Origin of the sequence: Sphingorhabdus sp. (genome assembly GCF_044239045.1) — a bacterium.
Taxonomy (GTDB): domain Bacteria; phylum Pseudomonadota; class Alphaproteobacteria; order Sphingomonadales; family Sphingomonadaceae; genus Sphingorhabdus_B.
In genome coordinates, this window is record NZ_JBIICD010000011.1 from 53661 (window position 1) to 79061 (window position 25401).

General features: G+C 53.3%; 26 protein-coding genes, 1 tRNA gene and 1 pseudogene. 9 read left to right on the forward strand and 19 right to left on the reverse strand.

The features are described 5' to 3' along the window. Nucleotides 1-106: 106 nt before the first annotated feature. The 13 genes and pseudogenes from ACILP4_RS06125 to tkt all read right to left on the reverse strand — a co-directional run bounded on the left by ACILP4_RS06125 (nucleotide 107) and on the right by tkt (nucleotide 11155). Nucleotides 107-775 carry a complex I 24 kDa subunit family protein gene (locus ACILP4_RS06125; protein WP_395619857.1) on the reverse strand — a complete coding sequence of 223 codons (669 nt, stop codon included), beginning with the start codon at nucleotides 773-775 and terminating at the stop codon, nucleotides 107-109. Next, nucleotides 768-947 carry a hypothetical protein gene (locus ACILP4_RS06130; RefSeq protein ID WP_395619858.1) on the reverse strand — a complete coding sequence of 60 codons (180 nt, stop codon included), beginning with the start codon at nucleotides 945-947 and terminating at the stop codon, nucleotides 768-770. The genes ACILP4_RS06125 and ACILP4_RS06130 overlap by 8 nt, the downstream gene beginning before the upstream one ends. Then, complete coding sequence (locus ACILP4_RS06135) at nucleotides 947-2152, reverse strand: NADH-quinone oxidoreductase subunit D (protein ID WP_395619882.1); 1206 nt, start codon at nucleotides 2150-2152, stop codon at nucleotides 947-949. Before ACILP4_RS06135 ends, ACILP4_RS06130 begins: the two co-directional genes overlap by 1 nt. Nucleotides 2153-2157: 5 nt before the next feature. Further along, nucleotides 2158-2847 (reverse strand): annotated as a pseudogene (locus tag ACILP4_RS06140) (NADH-quinone oxidoreductase subunit C); the annotation flags it as partial. Continuing rightward, nucleotides 2844-3380: a NuoB/complex I 20 kDa subunit family protein gene (locus ACILP4_RS06145; RefSeq protein ID WP_395619859.1), complete on the reverse strand. Its 537-nt coding sequence runs from the start codon at nucleotides 3378-3380 to the stop codon at nucleotides 2844-2846. The gene ACILP4_RS06145 and the pseudogene ACILP4_RS06140, both read right to left, overlap by 4 nt. Next, nucleotides 3371-3745 carry an NADH-quinone oxidoreductase subunit A gene (ndhC, locus tag ACILP4_RS06150; protein WP_296197889.1) on the reverse strand — a complete coding sequence of 125 codons (375 nt, stop codon included), beginning with the start codon at nucleotides 3743-3745 and terminating at the stop codon, nucleotides 3371-3373. The genes ACILP4_RS06145 and ndhC overlap by 10 nt, the downstream gene beginning before the upstream one ends. A 102-nt stretch (nucleotides 3746-3847) precedes the next feature. After that, entirely contained in the window at nucleotides 3848-4666 is an 819-nt protein-coding gene (locus tag ACILP4_RS06155; RefSeq protein WP_395619860.1) for an inositol monophosphatase family protein, read from the reverse strand. Next, the gene (gene efp, locus ACILP4_RS06160) at nucleotides 4666-5229 is read right to left on the reverse strand and encodes an elongation factor P (RefSeq protein ID WP_295491160.1); all 564 of its coding nucleotides are present in this window, start codon (nucleotides 5227-5229) and stop codon (nucleotides 4666-4668) included. Before efp ends, ACILP4_RS06155 begins: the two co-directional genes overlap by 1 nt. An 81-nt stretch (nucleotides 5230-5310) precedes the next feature. After that, nucleotides 5311-5934: a thiamine phosphate synthase gene (gene thiE / locus ACILP4_RS06165; protein WP_395619861.1), complete on the reverse strand. Its 624-nt coding sequence runs from the start codon at nucleotides 5932-5934 to the stop codon at nucleotides 5311-5313. Between the two features lie 72 nt (nucleotides 5935-6006). Continuing rightward, nucleotides 6007-6894 (reverse strand): fructose bisphosphate aldolase, encoded by an 888-nt coding sequence (locus tag ACILP4_RS06170; RefSeq protein ID WP_395619862.1) that lies wholly within the window; start codon nucleotides 6892-6894, stop codon nucleotides 6007-6009. Nucleotides 6895-6970: 76 nt separating this feature from the next. Continuing rightward, nucleotides 6971-8167: a phosphoglycerate kinase gene (locus tag ACILP4_RS06175; RefSeq protein WP_395619863.1), complete on the reverse strand. Its 1197-nt coding sequence runs from the start codon at nucleotides 8165-8167 to the stop codon at nucleotides 6971-6973. A 10-nt stretch (nucleotides 8168-8177) separates the two neighbouring features. Then, nucleotides 8178-9185: a type I glyceraldehyde-3-phosphate dehydrogenase gene (gene gap / locus ACILP4_RS06180; protein WP_395619864.1), complete on the reverse strand. Its 1008-nt coding sequence runs from the start codon at nucleotides 9183-9185 to the stop codon at nucleotides 8178-8180. Between the two features lie 11 nt (nucleotides 9186-9196). After that, nucleotides 9197-11155: a transketolase gene (gene tkt / locus ACILP4_RS06185; RefSeq protein WP_395619865.1), complete on the reverse strand. Its 1959-nt coding sequence runs from the start codon at nucleotides 11153-11155 to the stop codon at nucleotides 9197-9199. A gap of 220 nt (nucleotides 11156-11375) precedes the next feature. Here tkt and ACILP4_RS06190 point away from each other — a divergent pair, with 220 nt between their 5' ends. From ACILP4_RS06190 to ACILP4_RS06205, 4 genes are all read left to right on the forward strand, one after another. Then, nucleotides 11376-11561, forward strand: a complete 186-nt coding sequence (locus ACILP4_RS06190) for a hypothetical protein (RefSeq protein WP_395619866.1) — start codon at nucleotides 11376-11378, stop codon at nucleotides 11559-11561. After that, entirely contained in the window at nucleotides 11561-11875 is a 315-nt protein-coding gene (locus tag ACILP4_RS06195; RefSeq protein ID WP_395619867.1) for a cell division protein ZapA, read from the forward strand. Before ACILP4_RS06190 ends, ACILP4_RS06195 begins: the two co-directional genes overlap by 1 nt. Before the next feature lie 216 nt (nucleotides 11876-12091). After that, nucleotides 12092-12661: a 5-formyltetrahydrofolate cyclo-ligase gene (locus ACILP4_RS06200; RefSeq protein WP_395619868.1), complete on the forward strand. Its 570-nt coding sequence runs from the start codon at nucleotides 12092-12094 to the stop codon at nucleotides 12659-12661. Further along, nucleotides 12658-12894, forward strand: a complete 237-nt coding sequence (locus ACILP4_RS06205; RefSeq protein WP_395619869.1) for a DUF2842 domain-containing protein — start codon at nucleotides 12658-12660, stop codon at nucleotides 12892-12894. Before ACILP4_RS06200 ends, ACILP4_RS06205 begins: the two co-directional genes overlap by 4 nt. A gap of 12 nt (nucleotides 12895-12906) precedes the next feature. Here ACILP4_RS06205 and ACILP4_RS06210 read toward each other — a convergent pair. The 6 genes from ACILP4_RS06210 to ACILP4_RS06235 all read right to left on the reverse strand — a co-directional run bounded on the left by ACILP4_RS06210 (nucleotide 12907) and on the right by ACILP4_RS06235 (nucleotide 18691). Then, nucleotides 12907-12983, reverse strand: a tRNA-Asp gene (locus ACILP4_RS06210). Between the two features lie 285 nt (nucleotides 12984-13268). Then, the gene (locus ACILP4_RS06215) at nucleotides 13269-14531 is read right to left on the reverse strand and encodes a dihydrolipoamide acetyltransferase family protein (RefSeq protein WP_395619870.1); all 1263 of its coding nucleotides are present in this window, start codon (nucleotides 14529-14531) and stop codon (nucleotides 13269-13271) included. Between the two features lie 4 nt (nucleotides 14532-14535). Next, entirely contained in the window at nucleotides 14536-15564 is a 1029-nt protein-coding gene (locus tag ACILP4_RS06220) for an alpha-ketoacid dehydrogenase subunit beta (RefSeq protein WP_395619871.1), read from the reverse strand. Next, nucleotides 15564-16850, reverse strand: a complete 1287-nt coding sequence (locus ACILP4_RS06225; protein ID WP_395619872.1) for a thiamine pyrophosphate-dependent enzyme — start codon at nucleotides 16848-16850, stop codon at nucleotides 15564-15566. Before ACILP4_RS06225 ends, ACILP4_RS06220 begins: the two co-directional genes overlap by 1 nt. Before the next feature lie 108 nt (nucleotides 16851-16958). Continuing rightward, entirely contained in the window at nucleotides 16959-17891 is a 933-nt protein-coding gene (gene thyA, locus ACILP4_RS06230; RefSeq protein WP_395619873.1) for a thymidylate synthase, read from the reverse strand. Between the two features lie 575 nt (nucleotides 17892-18466). Then, complete coding sequence (locus ACILP4_RS06235) at nucleotides 18467-18691, reverse strand: hypothetical protein (protein WP_395619874.1); 225 nt, start codon at nucleotides 18689-18691, stop codon at nucleotides 18467-18469. 4 nt (nucleotides 18692-18695) lie between these two features. On the opposite strand from ACILP4_RS06235, the gene ACILP4_RS06240 reads away from it, so the two are divergent. From ACILP4_RS06240 to ACILP4_RS06260, 5 genes are all read left to right on the forward strand, one after another. Then, nucleotides 18696-19883, forward strand: a complete 1188-nt coding sequence (locus ACILP4_RS06240) for a sensor histidine kinase (RefSeq protein ID WP_395619875.1) — start codon at nucleotides 18696-18698, stop codon at nucleotides 19881-19883. After that, nucleotides 19876-20514 (forward strand): response regulator, encoded by a 639-nt coding sequence (locus ACILP4_RS06245; RefSeq protein WP_395619876.1) that lies wholly within the window; start codon nucleotides 19876-19878, stop codon nucleotides 20512-20514. Before ACILP4_RS06240 ends, ACILP4_RS06245 begins: the two co-directional genes overlap by 8 nt. Nucleotides 20515-20837: 323 nt before the next feature. After that, on the forward strand, nucleotides 20838-22997 hold the full coding sequence (katG, locus tag ACILP4_RS06250) for a catalase/peroxidase HPI (protein ID WP_395619883.1): 2160 nt from the start codon (nucleotides 20838-20840) through the stop codon (nucleotides 22995-22997). A 70-nt stretch (nucleotides 22998-23067) separates the two neighbouring features. Further along, the gene (locus ACILP4_RS06255) at nucleotides 23068-23445 is read left to right on the forward strand and encodes a c-type cytochrome (protein ID WP_395619877.1); all 378 of its coding nucleotides are present in this window, start codon (nucleotides 23068-23070) and stop codon (nucleotides 23443-23445) included. A gap of 332 nt (nucleotides 23446-23777) precedes the next feature. Then, nucleotides 23778-25022 carry a Y-family DNA polymerase gene (locus ACILP4_RS06260; protein ID WP_395619878.1) on the forward strand — a complete coding sequence of 415 codons (1245 nt, stop codon included), beginning with the start codon at nucleotides 23778-23780 and terminating at the stop codon, nucleotides 25020-25022. Nucleotides 25023-25401 lie beyond the last annotated feature (379 nt).

The window sequence follows — 25401 nt, forward strand, 5'->3', positions numbered from 1 at the left end:
CACCAGCGCAGGCTGGTGCCTATCTCGCCTGTCGTCCGAGACTGAGAGACGTAATGGGCCCCAGCCTGCGCTGGGGCGACGGAATTGGATGGGGTTAAGGCGAACATCAATATTCCCCCCGATAGTCATGGTTCTTATCCACCATCGCGTGCAAGGTCGTTACACCACCATAAGGCTCGACTGTGTGACGTCCCGGCAATTGCGTGCCTACCTTCGGCTGCTTGCCCTCGGCCAAGTCGTTGAGAATGGCGGTCATGCTGCCATAATCGAGATCTTCGTAATTATCGTCGTTGATTTGAACCATCGGTGCAGACGCGCAATTGCCCATGCATTCGACCTCGTTCAGCGTAAAAATGCCGTCGGGTGTCGTCGCACCTTTTACCAGCCCACGCTTCTTGCACGCCGCGATGATGTCATCCGACCCGCGCAACATGCATGGTGTCGTCCCGCACACTTGCACATGATAGCGGCCCACGGGCGCGAGATTGTACATTGTGTAAAAAGTCGCAACTTCATAAGTGCGCATATAAGGCATGCCGAGATAGCTCGATACATACTCAATCACAGGCACAGGCAACCAACCTTGGGTCTGTGTCTCTTCGCCAACCTGACGCTGCGCCAAGTCAAGCAAGGCCATCACAGCCGATTGCTGACGTCCCGCGGGATAGCGGCCGATATACATATCGGCCTTTTCCTTATACTCAGGTGAAAAGGCAAAGCTGCCCCATTTAGCGCGGGTTTCGGCCTCATCCGGGATGTTTACTGCGTCAGCCATGTGCTTCTTTCCGTCCCCAAATCCGCCCAATATATGCGCCAAACATCATGGCTGCGGCGGTCGAACCTACTTCCTTTGCCGACACATCGGCATGAAACAAATAGAGATAGGCCGCCACCAACGCGACCGAACCAAACGCCGCAGATGCCAAGAACAAAAGCTCGCGGGTCATCAGCGGTCACACTCCCCGAACACAATGTCGAGCGCACCCAAAATCGCGGTCGTATCCGCCAACATGTGTCCACGGCTCATAAAATCCATCGCTTGCAGATGCGAAAAGGCCGTCGGACGGATTTTGCAACGATAGGGCCTATTGCTGCCGTCGGCGACCAGATACACGCCGAACTCACCTTTCGGGCTCTCTGTCGCCACGTAGACGCTGCCAGCGGGAACTTTAAAACCTTCAGTGTACAGTTTGAAGTGATGGATCAAGGCTTCCATCGATTGCTTCATTTCGGCACGCTTGGGCGGTGCGACCTTGCGGTCGTCGCTGCAAACCGGACCTTCGGGCATTTGTTGCAGACACTGCTTCATAATGCGGACCGATTGGCGAACTTCTTCAACACGGACCATGAACCGGTCATAGCAATCGCCACGCGTGCCAACAGGAATGTCGAATTCCATTCGGTCATAGACATCATAAGGTTGGCTTTTGCGGATATCCCAGGGGATGCCTGCGCCACGGATCATTGGACCGGAAAAGCCCCATTTGATTGCGTCTTCTTTTGAAACAATCGCAATATCGACATTGCGTTGCTTAAAAATACGGTTGTCGACAACCAAAGACATCGCGTCCTCAAACAATCGCGGCATGCGATCATCAAGCCACTCGGCGATATCGGTCAATAACTTCAGCGGCACATCCTGATGCACGCCGCCGGGGCGGAACCATGCAGCATGCATGCGTGCGCCGCTTGCCCGCTCATAAAAGGCCATGATGTCTTCACGGATTTCATACAACCACAATGGCGGAGTCATCGCCCCTACATCGATAATGTGGTGCGCAATGTTCAGCGTGTGGTTTTTGATCCGCGTCATTTCAGCGAACAATACCCGCAGATATTGCGCGCGAAGTGGCACTTCCAAATCCAACAATTTTTCAACCGCGAGCACATAGCTATGCTCCATCGCCATCGGCGAAGCATAATCCAATCGGTCGAAATAAGGCAAAGCCTGCAAATAGGTTTTATATTCAATTAGCTTTTCGGTGCCACGGTGCAAAAGGCCGATATGCGGATCAAGCCGCTCGACGATTTCGCCATCCAGCTCCATCACCAAACGCAAAACGCCGTGCGCCGCAGGGTGCTGTGGCCCGAAGTTAATCGTATAATTCTGGATGACTTCGTCGCCGGTGGTCGGGGCGAGATCTTGTTGCATGCTCATGCCTTGTCTCCCGCCGCCTTTGGCTTGCGGACGGTGCGCTTGGCCGTTTCTTTGGCCGCAGGCTGCTGCGCGCCTATTTCGCCGGTTTTCTCATCACCCGGCAGGACGTAATCCGCGCCTTCCCATGGGCTCAAAAAGTCGAAATTGCGGAAATCCTGCGCCAATTGCACAGGCTCATATTTCACGCGCTTTTCTTCTTCGGAATAGCGTAATTCAACATAGCCGGACAACGGGAAGTCCTTACGCTGCGGATGCCCCGCGAACCCGTAATCGGTCAATATGCGGCGTAAATCGGCATTGCCGGAGAATAACACACCATACATGTCGAACACTTCACGCTCCAACCATCCAGCAACTGGCCAAATACCAGTGACCGATGGAACAGGCTGATCGTCATTTGTAGTCAAATGCACGCGAATACGGTGGTTTTTGGTGAGGCTCAGCAGGCAATACACAACTTCAAAACGCGGATCGCGATCGGGCCAGTCTACGCCGGCGATTTCCATGAGCTGCTGATATTCGCAATCATCACGCAATCGGATCATGCATTCAACCAAGGCATCGCGGTGAATGTGCACGGCGACTTCGTGATTGGCTTCTTCAATAGAAACCAGATGCTTACCAAGCGCTTTTGAGATCGCTTTTACAGTACCGTCAGGCGTTTGAATAAGGGGTGCGGAGTGGCTCACCGTTCGATCGTCCCCGTCCGGCGGATTTTGCGCTGCAACTGCATAATGCCGTAAAGTAAGGCTTCGGCGGTTGGCGGGCATCCGGGTACATAAATGTCGACAGGTACAACGCGATCACAACCGCGGACAACGCTATAGCTATAATGATAATAGCCACCGCCATTGGCGCAGCTGCCCATTGATATAACATATTTGGGTTCAGACATTTGGTCATAAACCTTGCGCAACGCAGGTGCCATTTTATTACAAAGCGTGCCCGCGACAATCATCACGTCCGACTGACGCGGTGACGCGCGTGGCGCAATGCCAAAGCGTTCAAAATCGTAACGCGGCATATAACCATGGATCATTTCCACCGCGCAACAGGCCAGACCAAAGGTCATTGGCCATAAAGAGCCCGTACGCGCCCAATTGAACAGGTCTTCCGTCGACGACACGACAAAACCCTTGTCGTTCACTTCGCTTTCAATGTCCTTGAAAAACGCAGTCTCTGGCGCTTGCACGTCAGACAGTGATGGCGTGATTACTCCCATTCGAGTGCTCCCACTTTCCATGCATAGATAAATCCGATGACCAATTCGAACAGGAACAGCATCATTGTGCCCCATCCAATCCAGCCTGTTTCACCCAGGCTGACCGCCCATGGGAATAAAAAAGCCGCCTCAAGGTCGAAAATGATAAACAAAATCGCAACGAGGTAGAAGCGGACATCAAATTGGCTGCGCGAATCTTCGAACGCGGGAAAGCCGCACTCATACTCGGTGAGCTTTGCCTCGGTGGGCTTGTGCGTACCAGTCAGTCGCGACACACCCATGGGCAAGAACACAAATGCCGACGACAATGCGAGCGCCACCACCAAGAAAAGCAGTATGGGTAAATATTGCGACAAATCAGTCATATCAGACTCGTTTCCGAAACCCCGTAAGTTGCGGCGCTTTTAGGCAGAAGAGTCCCGACCTGCAAGGCCAAGAATCGGCATTTTTTCTCGCATTTTCGACGATTATTTTATGGCGCCAACCAACAACTTATGCAGCTTGCTATGCAATATGTCATTTGCTGCCAAAACCTGTGCATCTGCGATATGTGGGCTGCGTCCCCGATAGTCGGTTACAAAACCGCCAGCTTCGCGCACGAGCAAGCAACCAGCCGCCGTATCCCAAGGAGAAAGGCCGCTTTCCCAGAAGCCATCATAACGGCCAGCGGCCAACCATGCGAGATCAAGGCTTGCCGCACCAAATCGCCGGATACCCGATACCGAAGGTCCGATAGCACCAAAAATCTTGGCCCATTCTTCAAAGTCGCCATGGCCCTTATACGGCGTGCCCGTGGCAATCAGCGCCTCATTTAGCTGACGGCGGGCGGACACCCGCAAGCGACGGTTGCCAAGCCAAGCGCCCTTGCCACGCTCAGCCCAGAAGCTTTCGTCGGTGATTGGATTATATACGAGGCCTGCAAAGATATCTCCCCAACCGGAACCATCGGGCTTGGGATCTTGCACCGCAATCGAAATTGCAAAATGCGGGATGCCGTGAAGGAAGTTGCTTGTTCCATCGAGCGGGTCAACAATGAACCGTGGTTTACCTTCGGCGCCAGCGATCTCGCCGCCTTCCTCCATCAGAAAGCCCCAGTCGGGACGCGCGATTTCGAGCTCACGGAAAATCGTGTCTTCAGCACGCTCGTCAGCTTTCGAAACGAAATCTGCAGGGCCCTTTTGAGAAACCTGCAAATGTTCAATTTCGCCAAAATCGCGGCGAAGCTTGCCACCCGCTTTACGGGCGGCTTTTTCCATGATGGTCAAAAGACCGGTTAATGCTGGCATTAATCAGCCTTCCGAACATATTCCCGTTCGTAGACATCAACCACGATCCGCGTCCCCGCGCTAATGAACGGCGGCACCATGACGCGGACGCCATTGTCGAGAATTGCAGGCTTATAGCTGGATGACGCCGTCTGGCCTTTTACCACGGCGTCGGCTTCGACAATCGTAGCCTCAATCTGATCCGGCAAAGCGACAGAGAGTGCTTCGTCATCATACATTTCCATGACAACGTCCATGCCGTCCTGAAGGAAAGCAGCCGCATCACCAAGGAGGTCGCTCGGCAAAGTCACCTGATCATAGGTTTCCTTGTCCATGAACACCAGATTATCACCCTCAGCATAGAGAAACTGAAAATCTTTCTGGTCAAGGCGCACTTTTTCGACGCTTTCGGCCGATCGGAAACGGATATTGTTTTTGCGGCCATCGCGCAGATTTTTTAGCTCAACCTGCATATATGCGCCGCCTTTACCCGGTTGGGTGTGCGCGGTCTTTACGACACGCCACAGGCCGCCTTCATATTCCAGTATGTTACCCGGCTTGATTTCAACCGCGTTGATTTTCATGAGTGCACTCGCTTGACAGATGGAAAGAGCAGGCACGCAAAGGCGCGCCGATAGTCGCGGCCTTTAACGATGACGGCGCCATTAGGCAAGCAGTGCGTTAAACGCCTTGACCGCTTCGGCTGGACCGTGCGGATAGCTCCAGACCGCGCCGCTCACCGCTATGAAATCTGCGCCAGCATCTACTAATGGCTTGGCATTGTCAGGCGTAATTCCGCCAATAGCAATACAAGGCACCTCGGTCACAAACGACCATTTTTGCAATGTATCAAGTTCAGCAACATGGTCCACCGCCTTGGTTGCTGTTGGGTAAAAAGCACCAAAGGCTACATAATCGGCCCCGGCCTCCGCTGCCTCCATCGCCAGATGACGGCTGTTGTGACAGGTAACGCCAATCTGTGCGTTGCTGCCAAGCAGTTCTCGCGCCTCGCGCACATCGCCATCACCCTGCCCCAAATGCACACCGTCAGCTTTCAAGCGCTTGGCCAAAGCAACGCTGTCGTTCACGATAAACGCGACGTCATGCGCAGCGCAAATGGCCTGCAACGGCTCCGCAAGAGCCGCCGCTTCATGCTGATCCAGTTCTTTAACCCGAAACTGGAACGCCGCGACGGGGCCAGCGGACAAGGCAGCCTCAAGATGTGCGGGAAAGTCGCCGCCTACATCAAGCGGCGAGATCAAGTATAATTGGCAGGGAAATTCTTTCATGCCGCGCTCAATAGCGGGGCTTTAGGCCGGCGGCAAACATCTTGCGTATTTACAACCGGCCCCTCTCCAAACTCAGGTCGCGGACGCCGCGTGAATTTCATCGATGGCGCTAGATAGCGCGGTGTCAAATTCCTCGGCGGTCATCTGGTGACGCAAATCTTCCAACAAAGCGCGCGAGAAGCTGGCAATCATCCCCTTATTTTTGGCAAGTTCAGCGCAAGCCTCCGGACGGGCATAACCGCCAGACAGAGCGACAACACGCAGAACGCGCGGATGGTTGATAAGCGCGTCAAAAGTGCCCGCCTCGGCTGGAATGGATAGTTTCAACATGACCTTGTGATCCGCCGATACGCTATCGAGCGCTTTCAATATTTCATCGCGTAATATGACGTCGCTTTTCGCGCGGTCCGCGCTTTTGATGTTCACCTCAGGCTCGATAATCGGCATCAATCCCGCAGCGAGAATCTGCTCGGCCACGTCAAATTGCTGTTTTACGATCGCGGCAATGCCCGATGGCGACGCTTGGTTAATTACCGAACGCTTTTTTGTGCCAAATACACCCTTGGCCTTGGCGCGATGGAGCAATGCATCAAGATCTGGCATTGGTTTCATCATTTGAACACCATCCGCTTCGTCCTCAAGGCCCTTGTCTACCTTAAGGAACGGAACAACACCGCGGTCTTGCAATGCCGTAGGCACTGGCTTGCCGCCTGCTTCGCCGTCCATCGTACGTTCGAACAATATCGCGCCCAACACCTTCTCACCAGAAAAGCTGGGCGCGGTAATGATCCGTGCACGCATGTCGTGGATGAGACCAAACATCTCTTCTTCGCTTGTGTAGGCATCTTCCTGGATGCCATATCCCTTGAGCGCTTTGGGCGTTGAACCGCCACTCTGGTCGAGTGCAGCAATAAAGCCCGAGGCAGTGGACACTTTTGCAAGCATTTCGGCGTAATTCATCGTTGGCATCCCATAAACTGGCCTTGCATACGTATGCATCGGCAATTGAAAAAAAACGGGGCATCGCCCCGCAGGTTTAAGCAATATTTAAAGCATCGACCCCCGGTAATGGCTTACCTTCCATCCATTCGAGAAATGCGCCACCCGCTGTCGAAACGAATGTAAAATCTTCAGTCACACCCGCATGGGCCAGTGCGGCAACGGTATCGCCGCCCCCTGCAACCGACACTAATGATCCTTCCCGGGTCAGGGCTGCCGCCGTCCGCGCTAATGACACAGTTGCAGTATCAAATGGCTCTATTTCGAAAGCGCCCAATGGCCCGTTCCACACCAAGGTCCGGCAGTTTTTCAAAACATCGGCCAATGCCTCAACAGCGGCGGGGCCGACGTCCAAGATCATTTCATCCGCTGCAACTTCATGCACATTTACTGTCCGGACTGGCGGATTGGCTCGGAATTCGCGTGACGTCACAACATCATAGGGTAGATGGATAGTGCAGCCTGCCGTATCCGCCGCGTCCATAATGGCATTGGCTTGATCCGCCAGATCATGTTCGCACAAGGACTTGCCTACATCGACACCGCGCGCAGCCAAAAAGGTGTTGGCCATACCGCCGCCGATAATCAAATGGTCGACCTGCTTGACCAGATTATTCAGCACGTCGAGCTTCGTCGAAACCTTTGCCCCGCCGACGACGGCCGCGACAGGATGTTCAGGCGCACCCAAGGCTGCCTGAAGTGCCTTCAACTCAGCCTCCATTGCACGCCCGGCATAAGCTGGCAGGACATGCGAGAGGCCTTCGGTTGACATGTGCGCACGATGGGCCGCCGAAAAGGCATCGTTGACGTAGAAATCGCCATTGGCAGCCACGGCACGAGCGAGCTCAGGGTCATTCTTTTCCTCACCCGGCCAAAAGCGTGTGTTTTCTAAGAGCGCGATATCACCGTCGGCCAATATACCAACCGATTGCGCAACCACGTCGCCCGCTATTTCGGGCACGAACATAATCTCGCGGCCAAGCACATCTTGCAAGGCATCAAGGACCATCGACACCGACATTTCGCTATGTTTAGCACCCTTGGGGCGTCCAAAATGTGCGAGCAGAAGGACCTTGGCCCCTTTATCAGCCAGTTCCAACACCGTTGGTAACAATGCCCGCATCCGCGTTTCGTCGGTCACGCGCCCGTCGGCCATCGGCACGTTCAGGTCAACGCGCACTAAAGCACGTTTGCCCTTAATATCGCCGAGATCGTCGAGCGTGCGGAATGCCATGGATTAATCCTTACAGAAACTTGCCAATGACACCGGCGGTATCAACCATGCGGTTGGAGAAGCCCCATTCATTGTCATACCAGCTCAATACGCGCACAAGTTTTCCGTCGATAACGGCGGTTTCCAAGCTATCGATCGTCGAGCTTGCTGGGCAATGGTTATAATCAATTGAGACCAAGGGCTCATCCGAATAGGCCAAAACGCCTTTCAGTGCGCCCTCTGATGCCGCTTTCAACAAAGCGTTGACTTCGTCGATGCTGGTATCGCGCTTTGGCGTAAAGGTAAGGTCAACGATGCTGACATTTGGCGTAGGCACGCGGATGGCAGAACCATCCAGCTTACCCTTCAGCTCCGGCATCACTTCGCCCACGGCGCGCGCTGCACCGGTCGTGGTTGGGATCATCGACATGCCAGCGGCACGCGCGCGGCGCATGTCATCGTGGATTTGGTCCAAAATCTTTTGATCATTGGTGTAGCTATGGATCGTGGTCATCAACCCGCGCTCGATACCAATGGCATCGTTCAGGACTTTCGCCATGGGCGCCAAGCAGTTGGTGGTGCAGCTTGCGTTTGAAACGATAATGTCGGCTGCGCTCAGAACGTCATGGTTAACACCAAAAACAACGGTCTTGTCTACATTCTTGCCGGGTGCGGAAATCAGAACCCGTTTTGCGCCTGCCGCGAGATGCTTTTCTGCACTGACGCGGTCGGTGAAGAAACCGGTGCACTCGAGCGCAATATCGACGCCGTTGGCCGCGTGTGGCAAATTGGCCGGATCACGTTCTGCCGTCACATGAATACGCTTACCGTTAACGATTATGTCATTGCCATCGGCTTCAACTGTACCAGGGAACGGGCCATGGACGCTGTCGCGTTTGAACAACAGGGCATTGGCCTTGGCTGGCGCAAGATCGTTAATCGCGACCAGTTCCAGATCATGGTCATCGCGTTCCAAAATCGCGCGGGCGACCAAACGGCCGATGCGACCAAAACCGTTAATTGCTACTTTTACTGTCATAAATGCTCCTATTAGCCCAAGCGGGCGACAATTTGCGGGGTGATTTTATCAGCTGTTAGGCCAAAATGATCGTAAAGCGCGTCAATCGGTGCCGATGCGCCAAAGCTGTCTATACCGATCCGAAGTCCATCGCCGACATAACGTTCCCAACCCATGGTTGTGCCAGCCTCTATCGACACGCGCAGCGTATCCGCGGGTAATAGTTCGGATTTATAAGATGCGGGTTGTGCGTCGAACCGCTCCCAGCTTGGCATCGAGACCACGTCCGCGCCAATGCCTTGCGCTTCAAGCTTCTCCGCCACAACAGTCGCAATCTCGACTTCGGAACCGGTCGCAACAAGAATGACCTTTCGCGCGGAGGTTGCGGCACGCAGTTTATAAGCGCCCTTGGCGGAGAAATTTTCGCTAATATCCGTGCGCAGTTGCGGCAGGTTTTGACGCGAAAGCGCCAGTACCGACGACGTGGATGCGCTTTCAATCGCCAAGGCCCAGCATTCAGCGGTCTCAATCGTGTCGCAAGGCCGGTACACATCCAAATTGGGGATCAGACGCATCGACATGATTTGCTCAATGGGCTGGTGCGTCGGACCGTCCTCGCCCACACCGATGGAATCATGTGTCATAACGTAAATGACGCGTGTTTCTTGCAATGCGGACAAGCGAATTGCGGCACGGCAATAATCCGAGAAGATCAAGAATGTGCCGCCATAAGGGATGATGCCCCCATGCAGTGCCATGCCATTCATCGCTGCAGCCATGCCAAATTCGCGAATGCCATAATTGACATAGCGCCCCGAATAATCGTTTTTATCGAGTGTGTTGGTGGACGCAGTGCGGGTGAAGTTGGAACCGGTCAAATCCGCAGAACCACCCAGTAATTCGGTTATCGCCGCTGTCGCTGCCGTCAGCGCAATTTCGGATGCCTTTCGCGTCGCAATCTTTTGCGGTGCAGCGATCAAGCTCTCCAGATGCGGCTTAAGCCATGCGTCACTTGGTTCGCCCGCCATAGCTGCTGAAAATGCGCTGCTCTTGGCCGACGCCGTGAGCCGAGACTTCCAATCCGCATGCGCCGCGGCCCCTGCTTTGCCCGTTGCACGCCATGCCCCCAGAATATCTTCAGGTATTTCGAATGCAGGATAGGGCCAATCAAGTGCAGCGCGTGTGGCAACGATTTCCTCGGCGCCAAGCGGGCTGCCATGAGGGGCCTTAGTGCCTTCTTTATTGGGTGAACCTTTACCGATGAGGGTCCTACACGCAATTAATGATGGCCGGTTATCTGCCAAAGCCGCCTTAATTGCGCGCTCTATATCATTGAAATCATGCCCATCGCAGGCTTCAACATGCCAGCCACTGGCCAGATACCGTCCCGCAATGTCTTCGCTGGTGGAAAGGTCGGTTGAACCATCAATAGTGATGCGGTTGTCGTCCCAGAAGACAATCAAGCGTCCCAGCCCAAGATGCCCGGCAAGACCAACAGCTTCATGGTTGATGCCTTCCATCAAGCAACCATCGCCCGCCACAACCCAAGTGCGGTGATCGACCAAATCATCACCAAAGCGAGCGTTCAAATGCCGTTCCGCCATCGCCATGCCGACGGCCATCGCCAAGCCCTGCCCCAATGGACCCGTGGTGCATTCAATAGCGTCGATCAGGAAATTTTCAGGATGCCCTGCACATGGGCTACCCAATTGACGGAAATTACGGATATCCTCGATGGTCGGGCTTGCATAGCCAGTCAGATATAAGGTCGCATAAGCAAACATCGAACCATGGCCAGCGGACAAAACAAAACGGTCGCGGTCGGCCCAATCAGGCGCCTGCGGGTCAAATTTCAGAAATTTGGAGTAGAGTACCGTAGCAACATCGGCCATGCCCATTGGCATTCCAGGATGCCCGCTATTTGCGGCCTGCACAGCATCCATGGCCAGTGCCCGAATTGCATTGGCCATTTGCTGGTCACTAACGGTCATGTTCTTTTCCCCACTTATCACTCCCAAGCGGGAGCGGGTGACGGAGCACATTCATTTGTGCTGTGCCGCCGAATCGATGGCCCGAACCCTTGCGGATGCAAGCGCAAAGCGTCAAGTGAGCGAGGGCGCTTTTCCCCATGAATTTGTGCATATAATTGCGTTCGCACATTTGCATTGGGCATCGTCTCTGCTAAGCTTCCTCAGCAAAGGAAATTAACCCATGATAGAACAACGATTTATTGTGGCAATCGGCCGTATAGAGCGCGCTTTGTCCCGCATCGAAAAATCGGCGGCCTCGCCTATACCAACTGGCGATAATGACCTTGCCGAACGGCATGAAACGCTAAAGTCCGAAACGCGTATTGCTCTTCGAGACTTAGACAAGATTTTGGCGGGTGCGCGCTGATGCCTGACGTTAAATTATCTATCGCTGGTCGGGACTATTTTGTCGCGTGTAACGCTGGAGAAGAGCAGCGCTTGCTGGAACTCGGGGCAATGGTGGACGCCACCGCGCGACAAGTGGCTGGCGGCGCACGCGGCCTCACGGAAACGCGCATATTGTTGTTTTCTGCGCTGCTATTAGCTGACAAGCTGCATGACGCAGGCGGCACAGTGACCCCCGATAAGACGGAGACTTCGGCCGCTATGCTGCAATCCGCCGATACATTAGAAGGGCTTGCGACCCGATTGGAAAATCTGGCGCTAAGGCTTGAGAATTAACGTAAGTGGCTTATATTGGTTATTGGCGGAACTGTCCGGCACGAACTGATGAGAACATCCCTGAGGCGATTATCTATCTAAGGGAGCTGTCCCTGCCTGGGCCGTTTGGGAAACCTTAAGGTCCAGATCACACGGTGCCCACCTGACGTGCTGGCGTCAGAGGATATTCCAGGAAACGACCCATGGTGGTTCCGCCAACATTTTTCAGGAAAAGCTGTGCAACCAGATTTTGACAAGCAGTCGCAGCGGTTGGAATTCCGCAAAAAGCGTGATCAGTTTGTAGAGGCTCTTTCGCCGCAGGATCGCGCGTTGGCTTTCTCCAAAATTCCAAGCCCGCTGGCCCAATATCTTTTGCCTGGAAAAATCGTGGCCGGTTACATCGCCATTGGGTCTGAAGTTGATCCTACAGCTTTCTTGACGCAGGCGCACAAAATGGGATGTGACATTGCCCTGCCCCATGTCACGAGCAAGACAGCACCGATGCGCTTCCTGCGCTGGACGCCCGGTGATAATTTGGTTCCCGGCCCCTTTGGTTTGCAGCAGCCTGCCGAGAATGCCCCCTTATGCACGCCAGACATCGTTCTAACGCCCTTAGTGGCCTTTGATGACCGGTTGATGCGGCTTGGTCAGGGAGCCGGACATTATGATCGCGCCTTGAGCTTATTAGACCAAGCCGTTGCGATTGGCCTTGCATGGTCCGTTCAACATGCACCTGCCCTTGCATCGGACATTTGGGACATGCCACTTGACGCTATACTCACAGAAAAATCATGGATGACTTTATGACAACACCACTCAAACAACCTACTTGGCGGAAACCTGCCGGAATGTTGGCGATATTGCTGATTATTTTGGTCTGGTCGGGAATAATTGTCAGTGCATCCGATTTTATCGGGACGCAGAACATCGCCATTCAGAGCATCATCTATCTAGTCGCAGGTATCATCTGGATAGCACCGATGCGCCCGCTGATGATTTGGATGGAAACGGGATCGTTCCGCGCGCCACCTCAAGCCTAAACTTGAGAGAAGTGGCGCGAGTGACGGGGCTCGAACCCGCGACCTCCGGCGTGACAGGCCGGCGCTCTAACCAACTGAGCTACACCCGCTAACTTGCGGTGGGGGCGCACTATAAGCGGCACAAGATTCTGTCAACGCCATTTGTCATAAAAGGGCATATTCAGTGATATCCCCTTGCACCACCTTAGGCTTAGATCTTTGGAAATCCTGTCATAACGCATGGCCGCATAAAGCTAAACATATGGTTATAAGTCATTTTTGTTAAATATATGCGCGCTTAGGTCGCTACGCTCCGCACGGAACCTCCTGCACCCTTTGATGTCGCGGTTTATTTCCACGGAGCGTTGGGCCGGATACCCCTATCGCGTTAGAATTTAGTCGGCGAACAACAGGACAGGTGTCTCAATAAGTTTTTTTAGCGCCTGAACATAGCTCGCAGCGTCCCAGCCGTCGACGACCCGGTGATCGCAACTGATCGATAGATTCATCAACTTGCGGGCTTCGATAGTATCGCCAACAAACATAGGCCGTTCAACAATCTTGTTCGGGCCGATAATGGCAACCTCTGGTCGATTGATAACGGGCGTTGTCGCAATCCCGCCGAGCGGACCAAGCGACGTGATCGTCAAGGTTGAACCCGAAAGCTCCTCGCTTTTGACAGAACCGCTGCGCGCCGCATCGGCCAAGCGCAGAATTTCGGTCGCTAATTGCCAGATATTCAGGTCTTGCGCGTCACGGATGACCGGCACCATCAGGCCAGCTTCGGTCTGCGTTGCCATGCCCAAATGCACGGCGCCATGACGCGTGACGACGCCTGCTTCATCATCGAAACGCGCGTTGATCATCGGAAATTGTGGAATGGTCTTGCAAATCGCGACGATCAACATCGGCAACAACGTCAGTTTTGGCTTTGCCCCGCGATTGGCGTTCAAGTCTGCGCGCATCGCTTCGATGGCGGTAACGTCGATCTCCTCGACATAAGTGAAATGCGGAATGTGCCGTTTCGATGCCGCCATATTGTCGGCGATCCGGCGGCGCATGCCTATAACCTTTACGGACACATCGGCGCGGCGCGCATTCATATGCGCAGGGCGATAACCCAAATGCGATCCATAGGTTAAAAACGCGTCGAGATCAGCATGGCGAACGTGCCCGCCGGCGGACTTGACTTCCGCCAAATCGACGCCGAGATCTTTGGCGCGTTGGCGCACTGCTGGCGATGCCGTGACCTTGTCGGCGGCAGGTGCTTCGTGCGGCACTGCTGTTGGGGCAATGGGCGGCGCTACGACTTTTGCCATAGCGACAGGCTCCGGCATGTGCAGCTTTTCATCTTCGACCGGAGCCAACATTGGCTCTGCCACTGTCGGCGCGGCCACAGTCTCATTGCTGGCATCGCCAGCCACCTCAATCTCCACGAGCATCGCGCCGATGGCAATCACATCGCCAGCGTCGCCCGCGACCTTTGTGACAACGCCCGAAACCGGGCTTTCCATTTCAACCGTCGCCTTGTCAGTCATCATATCTGCTAAGGGCTGGTCTTCCGTGACTTTGTCGCCAACCTGCACATGCCAAGCGACGATTTCGGCCTCTGCAATGCCTTCACCAATATCAGGCAGATTGAATATAAATTTCGGCATCACGTCAGTCCTTCATGATCTTGTCAAAGGCGCGGGCAAGGCGCACAGGTCCAGGGAAATAAGCCCATTCAAGGCTGTGTGGATATGGCGTGTCAAAGCCCGTCACGCGCTCGACTGGTGCCTCAAGATGATAAAAACAACGCTCCTGCACCTGCGCCGCTAACTCCGCGCCAAAGCCGCTGGTTCGGGTCGCTTCATGCACCACCATACAGCGACCTGTTTTCTTGACCGACACTTCGATGGTTTCAATGTCGAGCGGTAGCAATGTGCGCAGGTCAATGATCTCTGCGTCGATACCATGTTCGGCGACAACGGCCTTCACAACATGTACCATCGTGCCATAGGTCAAAACGGTAACCGCCTCGCCTTCCCGCACGACGGCAGCCTTGCCGAGCTCGATGCGATAATAATCTTCAGGAACCGCACTGCCTTCATGCTTAGACCATGGCTCCACCGGGCGGTCATAATAGCCGCTGAAGGGGCCATTATAAATGCGTTTGGGTTCGAAAAAGACAACGGGGTCATTGTCCTCAATAGCCGCGATCAAAAGGCCTTTGGCATCATAAGGCGTGGCCGGAATAACTGTCTTAATGCCACAGACATGGGTGAATAAACTCTCGGGGCTTTGGCTGTGCGTTTGGCCGCCAAAGATGCCGCCACCAAAAGGCGAGCGCACCGTCATCGGGCAAATAAAATCATTGGCCGAACGATAGCGCAAGCGTGCTGCCTCGCTCACCAATTGGTCAAGACCGGGATAGATATAATCTGCAAACTGAATTTCAGGCACGGGACGAAGGCCATAAGCCGCCATGCCAACGCCCACGCCAATGATACCGCATTCGCTGATCGGGGTATCGAACACGCGTGTCTTACCATGCTTGGCTTGTAACCCTGCCGTTGCTCGGAAAACGCCGCCGAAATAGCCAACATCCTCGCCCATGATGACGACATCCGGGTCTTTGGCGAGCATGATATCGAGTGCGCTGTTTATCGCCTCGATCATGTTCATCGTTTTTGTTGCAGGCGCTGGCATCAACGCGCCTCCCAATTAGGACCAAATTTGTCCTGCTGCTCCTCAAGCATTTGTGCGCATTGCTCTTTCAAATGCCATGGCATTTCTTCGAACACATCTTCAAACATCGTCTCGAATGGATGGTGCAGTCCGTGACCAAGAATGCCGTTTTGTTCGGCTTCTTTTTGAATGGTCTTCACATATTCGGACAGCTCGATGATGAGTGCATCATGCTGCGCATCGCTCCACGCGCCGATGGTAACGAGGTGTTCCTTCAACCGCGTGACAGGGTCGCCCAGCGGCCACAGAGCATATTCTTCAGCCGCGCGATATGCGCTCGGGTCATCTGAGGTAGAATGCCCCTCCCCGCGATAGGTAAAATATTCGATTAACGTGGGCCCACCATTATTGCGTGCGCGGTTCGCGGCCCATTGCATCGCGGCATAGACCGCGAGCGCATCATTGCCGTCAACGCGCAGGCCAGCGATACCGTAACCTATGGCGCGCGCGGCGAAGGTCGTCCGCTCACTTCCCGCAAAACCGGAGAAGGACGAAATGGCCCATTGGTTGTTCACAACCTGGAAAATAACGGGGGCATTATAGACGGCGGCAAAAGTCAGGGCATTGTGGAAGTCGCCCTCCGCCGTTGACCCGTCACCGCACCAAACCGCCGAAATACGGGTGTCTCCGCGTGAGGCAGAGGCCATCGCCCAACCTACGGCTTGCGGATATTGGGTCGTCAAATTGCCCGATATACTAAAAAATCCATAGTCCTTGGCCGAGTACATGATCGGCAGTTGGCGGCCCTTCAGCCGGTCGCCGCGGTTAGAATAAATCTGATTCATCATGTCGACGAGCGGATAATCACGCGTGATCAATATGCCCTGTTGGCGGTAGCTCGGGAAACACATGTCATCGAAATCCAGCGCCATTGTCGTTGCAACCGATGTTGCTTCCTCGCCAAAGGACTTCATATAGAAGCTTGTTTTGCCCTGTCGCTGTGCCCGAAACATACGATCATCAAAAGCACGCAAAAGCAGCATCTTTCGGAGCATGACCTGTAGAGTAGCGTCATCAAGGCCTGGGTTCCAACTACCCGTTGCCTGATGATCGTCGCCCAGCACGCGGACAAGACCATAGGCCAATGGATGAATATCGGCCGGCAACGCATATTCGTCGGGGCGCGGATGGGCATCCACTGCAGGCACAATGATATCGCTAAAATCGGCAACATCACCGGGACGAAATTTGGGTTCGGGGATGTGCAGATGCAGCGGCGCGAGATTGTCTTTCGTAGATTGCACCATGTCCATCTCCGCCCACAACCGCCCGAACGACTCAGGCGATTTATTATCCATATTTGTTATAATATTTCAAACATCACTTTAGGTCAATATAGCTGACCTAAATGGCGCTTACACCGCGACAGGCGCTGAGATATGACCTTGTGGATGATAATCGATGACATCGAAATCTTCGATACGGAAATCAAAAATGCTATCAGCTGTGCGCAGCAGCTTTAGCTTGGGGGCACCAGACGGTGTGCGCGACAATTGTTCCTCCACCAAGGACGCATGGTTGAGATACAGATGCACATCGCCGCCTTGCCAAATCAACTCGCCCGCTTCATATCCGCACACCGCGGCGAGCATCCGTGTTAACAAAGCAGCGGAAAATGCGTTAAAGGCAAAGCCAAGCCCCAAATCGCACGAGCGCTGAAACAAGATGCAGCTCAAAACACCATCGGCAACGTGGAATTGATAAGTTTTATGGCAGGGCGGTAAGGCCATTTGGTCCAATTCCGAGACATTCCAGCCCTCGATGATATGCCGGCGTGATCCCGGGTTGTTTTTCAAGCTTTCAACAAGCAAGCTGACCTGATCAATCCCTTTTTCCGCACGGCGGAATAGGCCGCCCTCTGCGGCTTCGTAACGCGGCCAATTCACCCATTGCGCCCCATAAACGGGGCCAAGATCGCCCCATTTTACGGCGAAATCGGCGTCCTCTATTATCCGCTGTTCAAAATCTTCCTGTGCAATTGCTACACCAGTTTCGCGGCGGTAGCGGTCCAACGGCCAATCGGTCCATATCTTGACCTTTTGTTCCAGCAATGGCCGGATATTCGTGTTGCCCGTGAGAAACCACAGCATCTCGCGCGCCGCCGTCTTCCAAAATACCCGCTTTGTCGTTAGCAATGGAATCGCGTCATCGGCCAACGAAAAACGCATATTTGCACCGAACAATGCCTTGGTTCCAATACCCGTCCGGTCACGCTGGACGGTGCCTTCCTCCCAGATACGGCGCATCAACGACAGATATTGATCTTCATAATGTGGCAGAGTGTCCATGCCCCATCGCTAAGCGCCGCGTGACGTTTTTGCAACCTTGCCCATGTGCAATATTTGAACGTGACTTCTTTCTTGCCCTCTGCACCGCTCAGGGCTCGACAACTCGCGCTGATATTTTGCCATTCCAATGAACAATTTGAAATAAGCGAGACTGGCTCGCTGTAAATTTAATATGCATAAAGTTATATTACTTTAGTAATAATATTAATAAATTTTTAACCAAAAAATATAAGAATCAATAAATGCTTTTTTATAGATATTTATGGTATTCAACTCTTCCGAGTCCCATAAATGTAAATAACTGGCAAAATGTTCTCTCGTTTAAATACCGACTTCATTTTATGTGCATGGCCGGTTGCCAGAATATTATTATGCATTATCATATTTCTGGGTTTGCCCACATATCCGACTAGCTTAACAATTAGCACGCCGCTGCAATTTCACTATTATACCTGGCTCAGCTGGACGGCTGCAGCGACCCTCATGACCGTCGGTGGCCAACTGTTGCAACCCAAGATGTTACGAGCCCAGGTCGTTGGCGACATGATTATGATCCTCTTTGCCGTCATGTTGCTTCACGGGGCGTTGGAGGCGACAATCGGACTTGCGGTGAGCGTTGGCGTGATCGCGACGACAATCGGCGTGAAGGGCAAAAACATATTGGCCGCGCTTGCCGTTGGCGCGAGCTTGTTTCTTTTTCGCGATTTTATGGTGCAGATTTCGGGAAGCCGCCCGCCCCAGATAACTGCCATTTCGGAGGTATCAACCGCCATATCGCATGTGATTGTGCTACTTGCCATGTTCATGGGCGTAACATCAGCAAGCCGAAAATATCGCTTGAAGCTTTTCAACCAGGAATTTTCATCGCTCCGCACACTCGCCCTTGAAAAATCATTTCAGTTTGATCTTCAGGCTTGGACAAATGCATCTGCTGCATTGTTTGGGCCCCGGAAAGCAGCCTGTATAGTACATGGCCGAACGAAGCAGGCATTGGATCAATATCATGAGTGCAACCTGCCTATGCTGCAAAAGGAACATGAGCGTCAGGATTTGATGGACGCTATTCTCAACTTGCAGATTGGCTACAGACTTTTCGACACATATTTGAACCGCGTCATCTTCCCAGACACCGGATTTTATAGGGACTTTGATGAAAACGAGCAGCGTATAGCGAATGTGCTCCGACGCGCGGGCATCCGGGCAGCCTTGGTTCAGCCGCTACAGATTGATCGCGCGCGGGGTGGATTCATCTGCGCTGTGAATAGCCGCATTGATGCCATAATAATGACCGAGGCGTCTTTCCTAGGCCGCCATGTAACCGAAATGACTGCATATTTGGGAAAAGTCGCGGTTGCCCAAAGGAATTTTATTGCAGATGCGCACGAAGTCGCGCGCCGCGATTTGCACGACGGCGTGTTACAAACTCTTGCCGCATTGCGTATGCGCTTGTTGCTACTCACAAAGCGGCAGGATGTAGTTCAACAGCCCATCGAATTGGAAATTAGGAAAGCGGTCGATATTGTGACGTTAGAACAATCCCGACTACGCGGTTTTTTGGAAAGTAGCCCGACAGCCATCGATAACGTTGATCTCATATCCCAGCTCGATGTCTGCGCCAGGACCATTTCGTTGCAATGGGGCATCAATGTCACGTTGAAATCTGAAGAACCTGCCATACAGGTCGATATAGGGATGTCATTCAATATCGAGCATTTGTTGCGTGAGGTCGTCACCAACGCCGTCCGACACGCCAAAAGCAAGTCCTTGACAGTTACACTATCGCTCAAGCAAGATGCCCTCATGATGGCGGTTACTGACGTAAGTCATCCGTTTCAGGAAGCACATGTGCATGAGAAACCTGCATTAACATTGAAATCAGCTTCATTACGCGATCGATTAAGAATCTTGAACGGTGAGGCATATGTGGAGGGGCTTGGGAAAGGAGCGTTGTTATCGATCCGTATTCCCATGCAGCAGATAGAGAATGACTAACATTCTTGTAGTAGACGACCATCCGTTCTTCTTACATGGCTTTAGCCAATATTTAGAAAACGGTTATGACTTCACAGTTGAAACCGCGCTGTCTGTAGATGAAGCGATTGCCAAATTAGATAGCGTGCGCCCCGATCTTGCCATGTTGGATGTCTCGATGCAGGGCGGTGGAGGCCTGCGGGTGTTACGGCACATGCGCTTACATTATCCAGATATTCCTGCGATGTTCCTGACGGTCCATGTTGAACCTGAACAGACTATTGAGGCCATGCGCCTCGGTATCAAAGGTATCGCATTGAAAGACAGTGACCCTGAAGTCATCATTAATGGCATGAAAACCATATTAGCGGGCGGTAAGTGGTTCGAGCACAGCGTAACTGAACCAGCATTGCAATATTCCGTTGATAAACCAAGCCGCACCGTTCGTTCTGACGATCTATTGACCAAAAGAGAAATGGAGATTGTGGAACTTGTGTGCCTGGGATTACGCAATCGCCAAATCGCAGATCGATGCGCATTAACCGAAGGCACAGTAAAAATTCACCTCAACAGTGTTTACCGAAAACTTGGTGTTGCCTCTCGTGCGGAATTGATCGTGAAACGCGAGGGTATGAGGTCCACGCAGAGTTAAGTTTTTAAGAGCAATTTGCAGATATTGTCGTCGAACCGACAAAGGTAGCATTGGTCACATCGCCCACCGATACCTTATTTAAAATATCTTTTAATCAATGTTTTAATGCAAAAACCTTATACTGCAAAGCGATGTAGAGCGCGTAAATCCCGCATTTATCAATGCAATCGATTATTCTGACAAATCAATCTCATTGGGTTCTCAGCAGCAGGGCCCGTATGACATACTCAACCTTTGGAGAATCCAAGGTATATTGGGAGATTTTTCACATCATGAAAATACGCAACATCCTCACTGTCGCCTTGCTGGCCGCCACATCATCGATGGCGCTCACCACCGCAGCAGTTGCCGAAACCGCCGAAACAAAAATCGAGTGGTGGCCAAAGAAGGTCGACCTTACCGCATTGCGTCAGAACGAAGCGCGCGCCAATCCCTATGGCGATGACTTCAACTATGCCGCTGAATTTGCCACGCTCGATTTGGACGCCGTAAAGGCAGACATCCGAAAGGTTCTGACGACTTCACAACCTTGGTGGCCTGCGGATTATGGGCATTATGGTCCATTCTTCATCCGTATGGCTTGGCACAGCGCAGGCACGTATCGCACCGGTGACGGACGCGGCGGTTCTGATGGTGGCGAGCTTCGCTTTGAGCCATTGAACTCGTGGCCGGATAACGTCAATCTGGACAAGGCTCGTCGCCTCGTGTGGCCGATCAAGCAAAAATATGGCCGCAAGCTTTCATGGGGTGACCTGATGGTCCTCACGGGCAATGTCGCCATGGAAGATATGGGCTTCAAAACCCTTGGATTTGCTGGCGGTCGCGTCGACTCATGGCAGCCTGACCTTGTCTTCTGGGGCCCTGAGGCTGAGCTTTTGGCTGACCGCCGCCGTGACAGCAAGGGCAATCTGAAAGGTCCATTGGCCGCATCACAAATGGGCCTGATTTATGTGAACCCAGAGGGCCCTAATGGCGTCCCCGACCCCCTTGCTGCGGCTGCCGAAATTCGTCGCGCATTCAGCTCGATGGCGATGAACGATGCCGAAACCGCCGCTTTAATTGCAGGTGGTCACACTTTTGGTAAAGCCCATGGCGCACGCAAACCAGAAGAGTGCGTTGCCGGTGACCCTGGCGTATCGCCGATCGAGCAGCAAGGCCTCGGCTGGAAAAACAAATGTGGTAAAGGCCACTCGGAAGATACGATTACCAGCGGATTAGAAGGCGCATGGACGTCAAACCCAATCGCGTTCACGACGCAATATCTGGACAATTTGTACAATTTTGAATGGGTAAAAACCAAAAGCCCAGCAGGCGCCACCCAATGGATCCCGAGTGACCCAGCTGCCGCCAATATGGTACCAGATGCGTTTCGTGCGGACGTCCGTCACGCGCCCATCATGTTCACAACCGATATCGCGTTGCGTGAAGACCCTGGCTTCCGGAAAATCACACAGCGTTGGCAGAAAAATCCGCAAGAATTTGCCGACGCCTTTGCACAAGCTTGGTTCAAGCTGACCCACCGCGATATGGGGCCACAGGCTCGTTATTTGGGTAAGGATGCGCCTAAGGTCACTTTGACCTGGCAGGATCCGCTTCCAAAGGCGAATTATACCCCAGTCAACGCTGCCGATATTGGCCAGTTGAAGTCCAATATATTGGCAAGCGGTCTGACGACGGCAGAACTCGTTCGGACTGCATGGGCTTCGGCGTCTTCGTTCCGTGCGACCGACATGCGCGGCGGGGCAAATGGTGCGCGTTTACGGCTTGCACCGCAAAAGGATTGGGCAGTCAATGATCCCGCAGAAGTGGCGAAGGTCGTTGCAAAGCTCGAAACTGTACGCGCGGCGTTCAACAAGAGCGCAACAGGTGGCAAGCAAGTGAGCCTGGCTGATCTGATCGTGCTCGGTGGAAACGCAGCTATTGAACAGGCTGCGAAGGCCGCTGGACAGGATATCATCGTTCCGTTCAACGCAGGACGTGTTGATGCGACGCAAAGCCAGACAGATGTCGAATCCTTCAACCAACTTCAGCCCAAGGCCGACGGCTTCCGCAATTATTTTGCGTCGGACGCCTTTTATGGACCGACTGAAGCATTGATCGACAAAGCGGACTTGCTTGGCCTTACCGTCACAGAAACAACGGTATTGGTTGGCGGTATGCGCGTATTGGGTGCAAATGCCGGTGGTTCAACTGCAGGCGTCTTCACCAATAAGCCTGGCACGTTGACCAACGACTTCTTCACCAATTTGCTGTCGATGGACACTGTTTGGGCGAAGTCGGCGACCAACGCAGGCTTGTATGAAGGCAAGGACCGGACAACGGGCGCTGCAAAATGGACCGCAACGCCAGTCGATCTGGTGTTTGGTTCCAATGCCGAAATGCGGGCAGTCGCTGAAGTTTATGCTTCGGATGACGCGAAGCAGAAGTTCGTGACCGACTTTGTCGCAGCATGGACAAAGGTTATGGACGCAGATCGCTTCTAATACACGCCAATAAGGTGGCGGCGGGTCATACCGCCGCCGCCTTTTTTCAATCCGACTTGTGAGTTAACTTGTGCCCTTCACTCTGCGCCTGTCTGCATCCTTGTTCTTCCTGGCGATGGCGTTGATGGTAACAACCTTGGCTCCAGCCACAGCGCAGCAGGCACGGCCCCCTGCTTTTGCTCAATGTGCAGGATGCCATTCGACGCAAGCTGGCAAAACTCTATTCGGACCAAGCCTTGCCGGTGTAGGCGGTAGACGGGCGGGCACGCTTCCGGGTTATGCCTATAGCCCTGCCCTCAAGGCATCTGGCCTAACATGGAACGCAAAAACACTCGACCGGTGGCTCATATCGCCAAAAAAGACGGTGCCGGGCACCAAAATGCCCTTTAACGGAATTCAGGACCCAAAATCGCGCGCGCAAGTCATTGCCTATTTGCTGACGCTGTAACGTCGTTCAACTCCGTAGATTGAACCTATGCCCTCTCATGCCGGATGGGGCTAAATCCATACAAGCTTAGTAATTCAAGTGGAAAGGCATGTGCGCGCCCGTTAACTGCGGCGCAAAAGTGCGACATCAGGATCGAAACGCACCGGCGGGAGAAAACACAGCGCATGCGTGAAGCACTATCCCCCGAATTGGTCCAGTCATGCTGGTGAGGATATGCCGGCCTTTATCCTGAATAATAACCAGCCCCAGTGATTGCGGGCAGATGTGTCAACTAGCTTGCGCTTTTGTTCTTGTTATGTTCTTTTACATATTCCTCTCCGATTCGGCACTCCATGCGCAAACCAGACACAATCGAGCATCTCTATTTGGACTTTGACGGCTTTTTTGCGAGCGTTGAACAGTTGCGAAACCCTGCCTTACGCGGGCGTCCAATCGGTATTGTTCCCTATGAGGGGGGACGCTCTTGCATCATCGCTTGTTCACGCGAAGCGAAGGCGCGCGGCGTCAAAAACATAATGATGGTAGATGAAGCCAAGCGGATATGTCGCGATCTCGTTTTGGTGCCGCAAAAGCCGGATTTATACAGGCGGGCGCATAACGAGCTTATCTCGCAAATTGGCTCTGTAATTCCGGTCGATCAGGTCAAGTCGATTGACGAATTAAGTTGCAAACTTGACGAAGGGCAAAGGACCGATCCGGCTGGCGTGGCGGCGGCTATCAAACGGGCAATCCGCTATAACATCGGCGCAAGCATCACATGCTCTATCGGCTTTGCCGCCAATCGCCATTTGGCCAAGATTGCAAGCGGGACGCAAAAGCCGGATGGCCTTTCTATCTGGCGACCTGAGGTCATGCCCGCCCCTTTATTGAAGCTCCCCCTAGATGATATACCGGGCATCGGGAAACGGATGGAAATTCGGCTGGCGAAAGCTGGGATAACGACAATGGCGGCTTTGCTGGCAACTCAACCTAAACAACTTCGCGCTTTATGGAATAATGTCACCGGCGAGCGGCTTTGGTATGCGCTACATGGCTATGCGATAGAAGCACCGCCGACCGAACGCGGTATGTTCGGACATGCAAGAGTTTTGCCGCCCGATGCGCGGACGTTGACGGATGCTAAGACAATATCGCGCCTGTTGCTTGTGAAATCAGCTAGGCGGGTGCGCAGGGCCGGATATTACACAAAGTCGCTTACCCTATGGATGCAATATTATGAGGGCAGCGGGTTCGGTAGCCTGACACTACCACAAGTGAATGACGATCAAGCGCTGCTAACTGCACTCGCTTCGCTTTGGGAACGCCTTACCAGCCGCTTGACTAGCAAAACGAGGGTGTTGCGTGTCGGTGTTACCCTTGGCGATCTAACCACTGCCAACAATCGTCAGCTCGATTTTTTGTTGGATGACGATTCCGAACGGCAAAAATGGGAACGGCTGGGGTCTGCGCTTGACCGGCTTAATATCAAATATGGCAAAACGGTTGCCAGTGTCGGTTTTTGGGAACCACCGCCCGGTGGCAATGTTGGTGGCAAAATATCATTTACGCGGATTCCCAGTGCAGAGGATTTTTGGTGAACTGGCGAAGCAATATCCAAATACTCGATTTGGAGGTAAGCGACCGGCTGGAACTGACTTGCAGGAAATGCGGAACGTTCCGGTGGCTAACAGGTGCAGAGTTGCAAGCTCGGAAGGGAAAAGAGCGGCTAACTTTAGGTGAAGTCGAAAGTCGCGCGCGTTGTCGGCAGCGCGGGTGCGGTGGCGCTATGCGGATGGCCATGCCTGCGCCTCATGACACCGCGGGGTTTGTCGGCGGAATTGCTTAAAAATTGGCGGAGCGAGAGCGTCTCCCAACCAACTCTCTTTCTATTATCTTTTTGATATTAAACGTTTAGTTTTTCAGGCTCTTTGGGACCAACGCTGCTTAACAAGGGCACCATTTGTAGCGAAGGGGTGC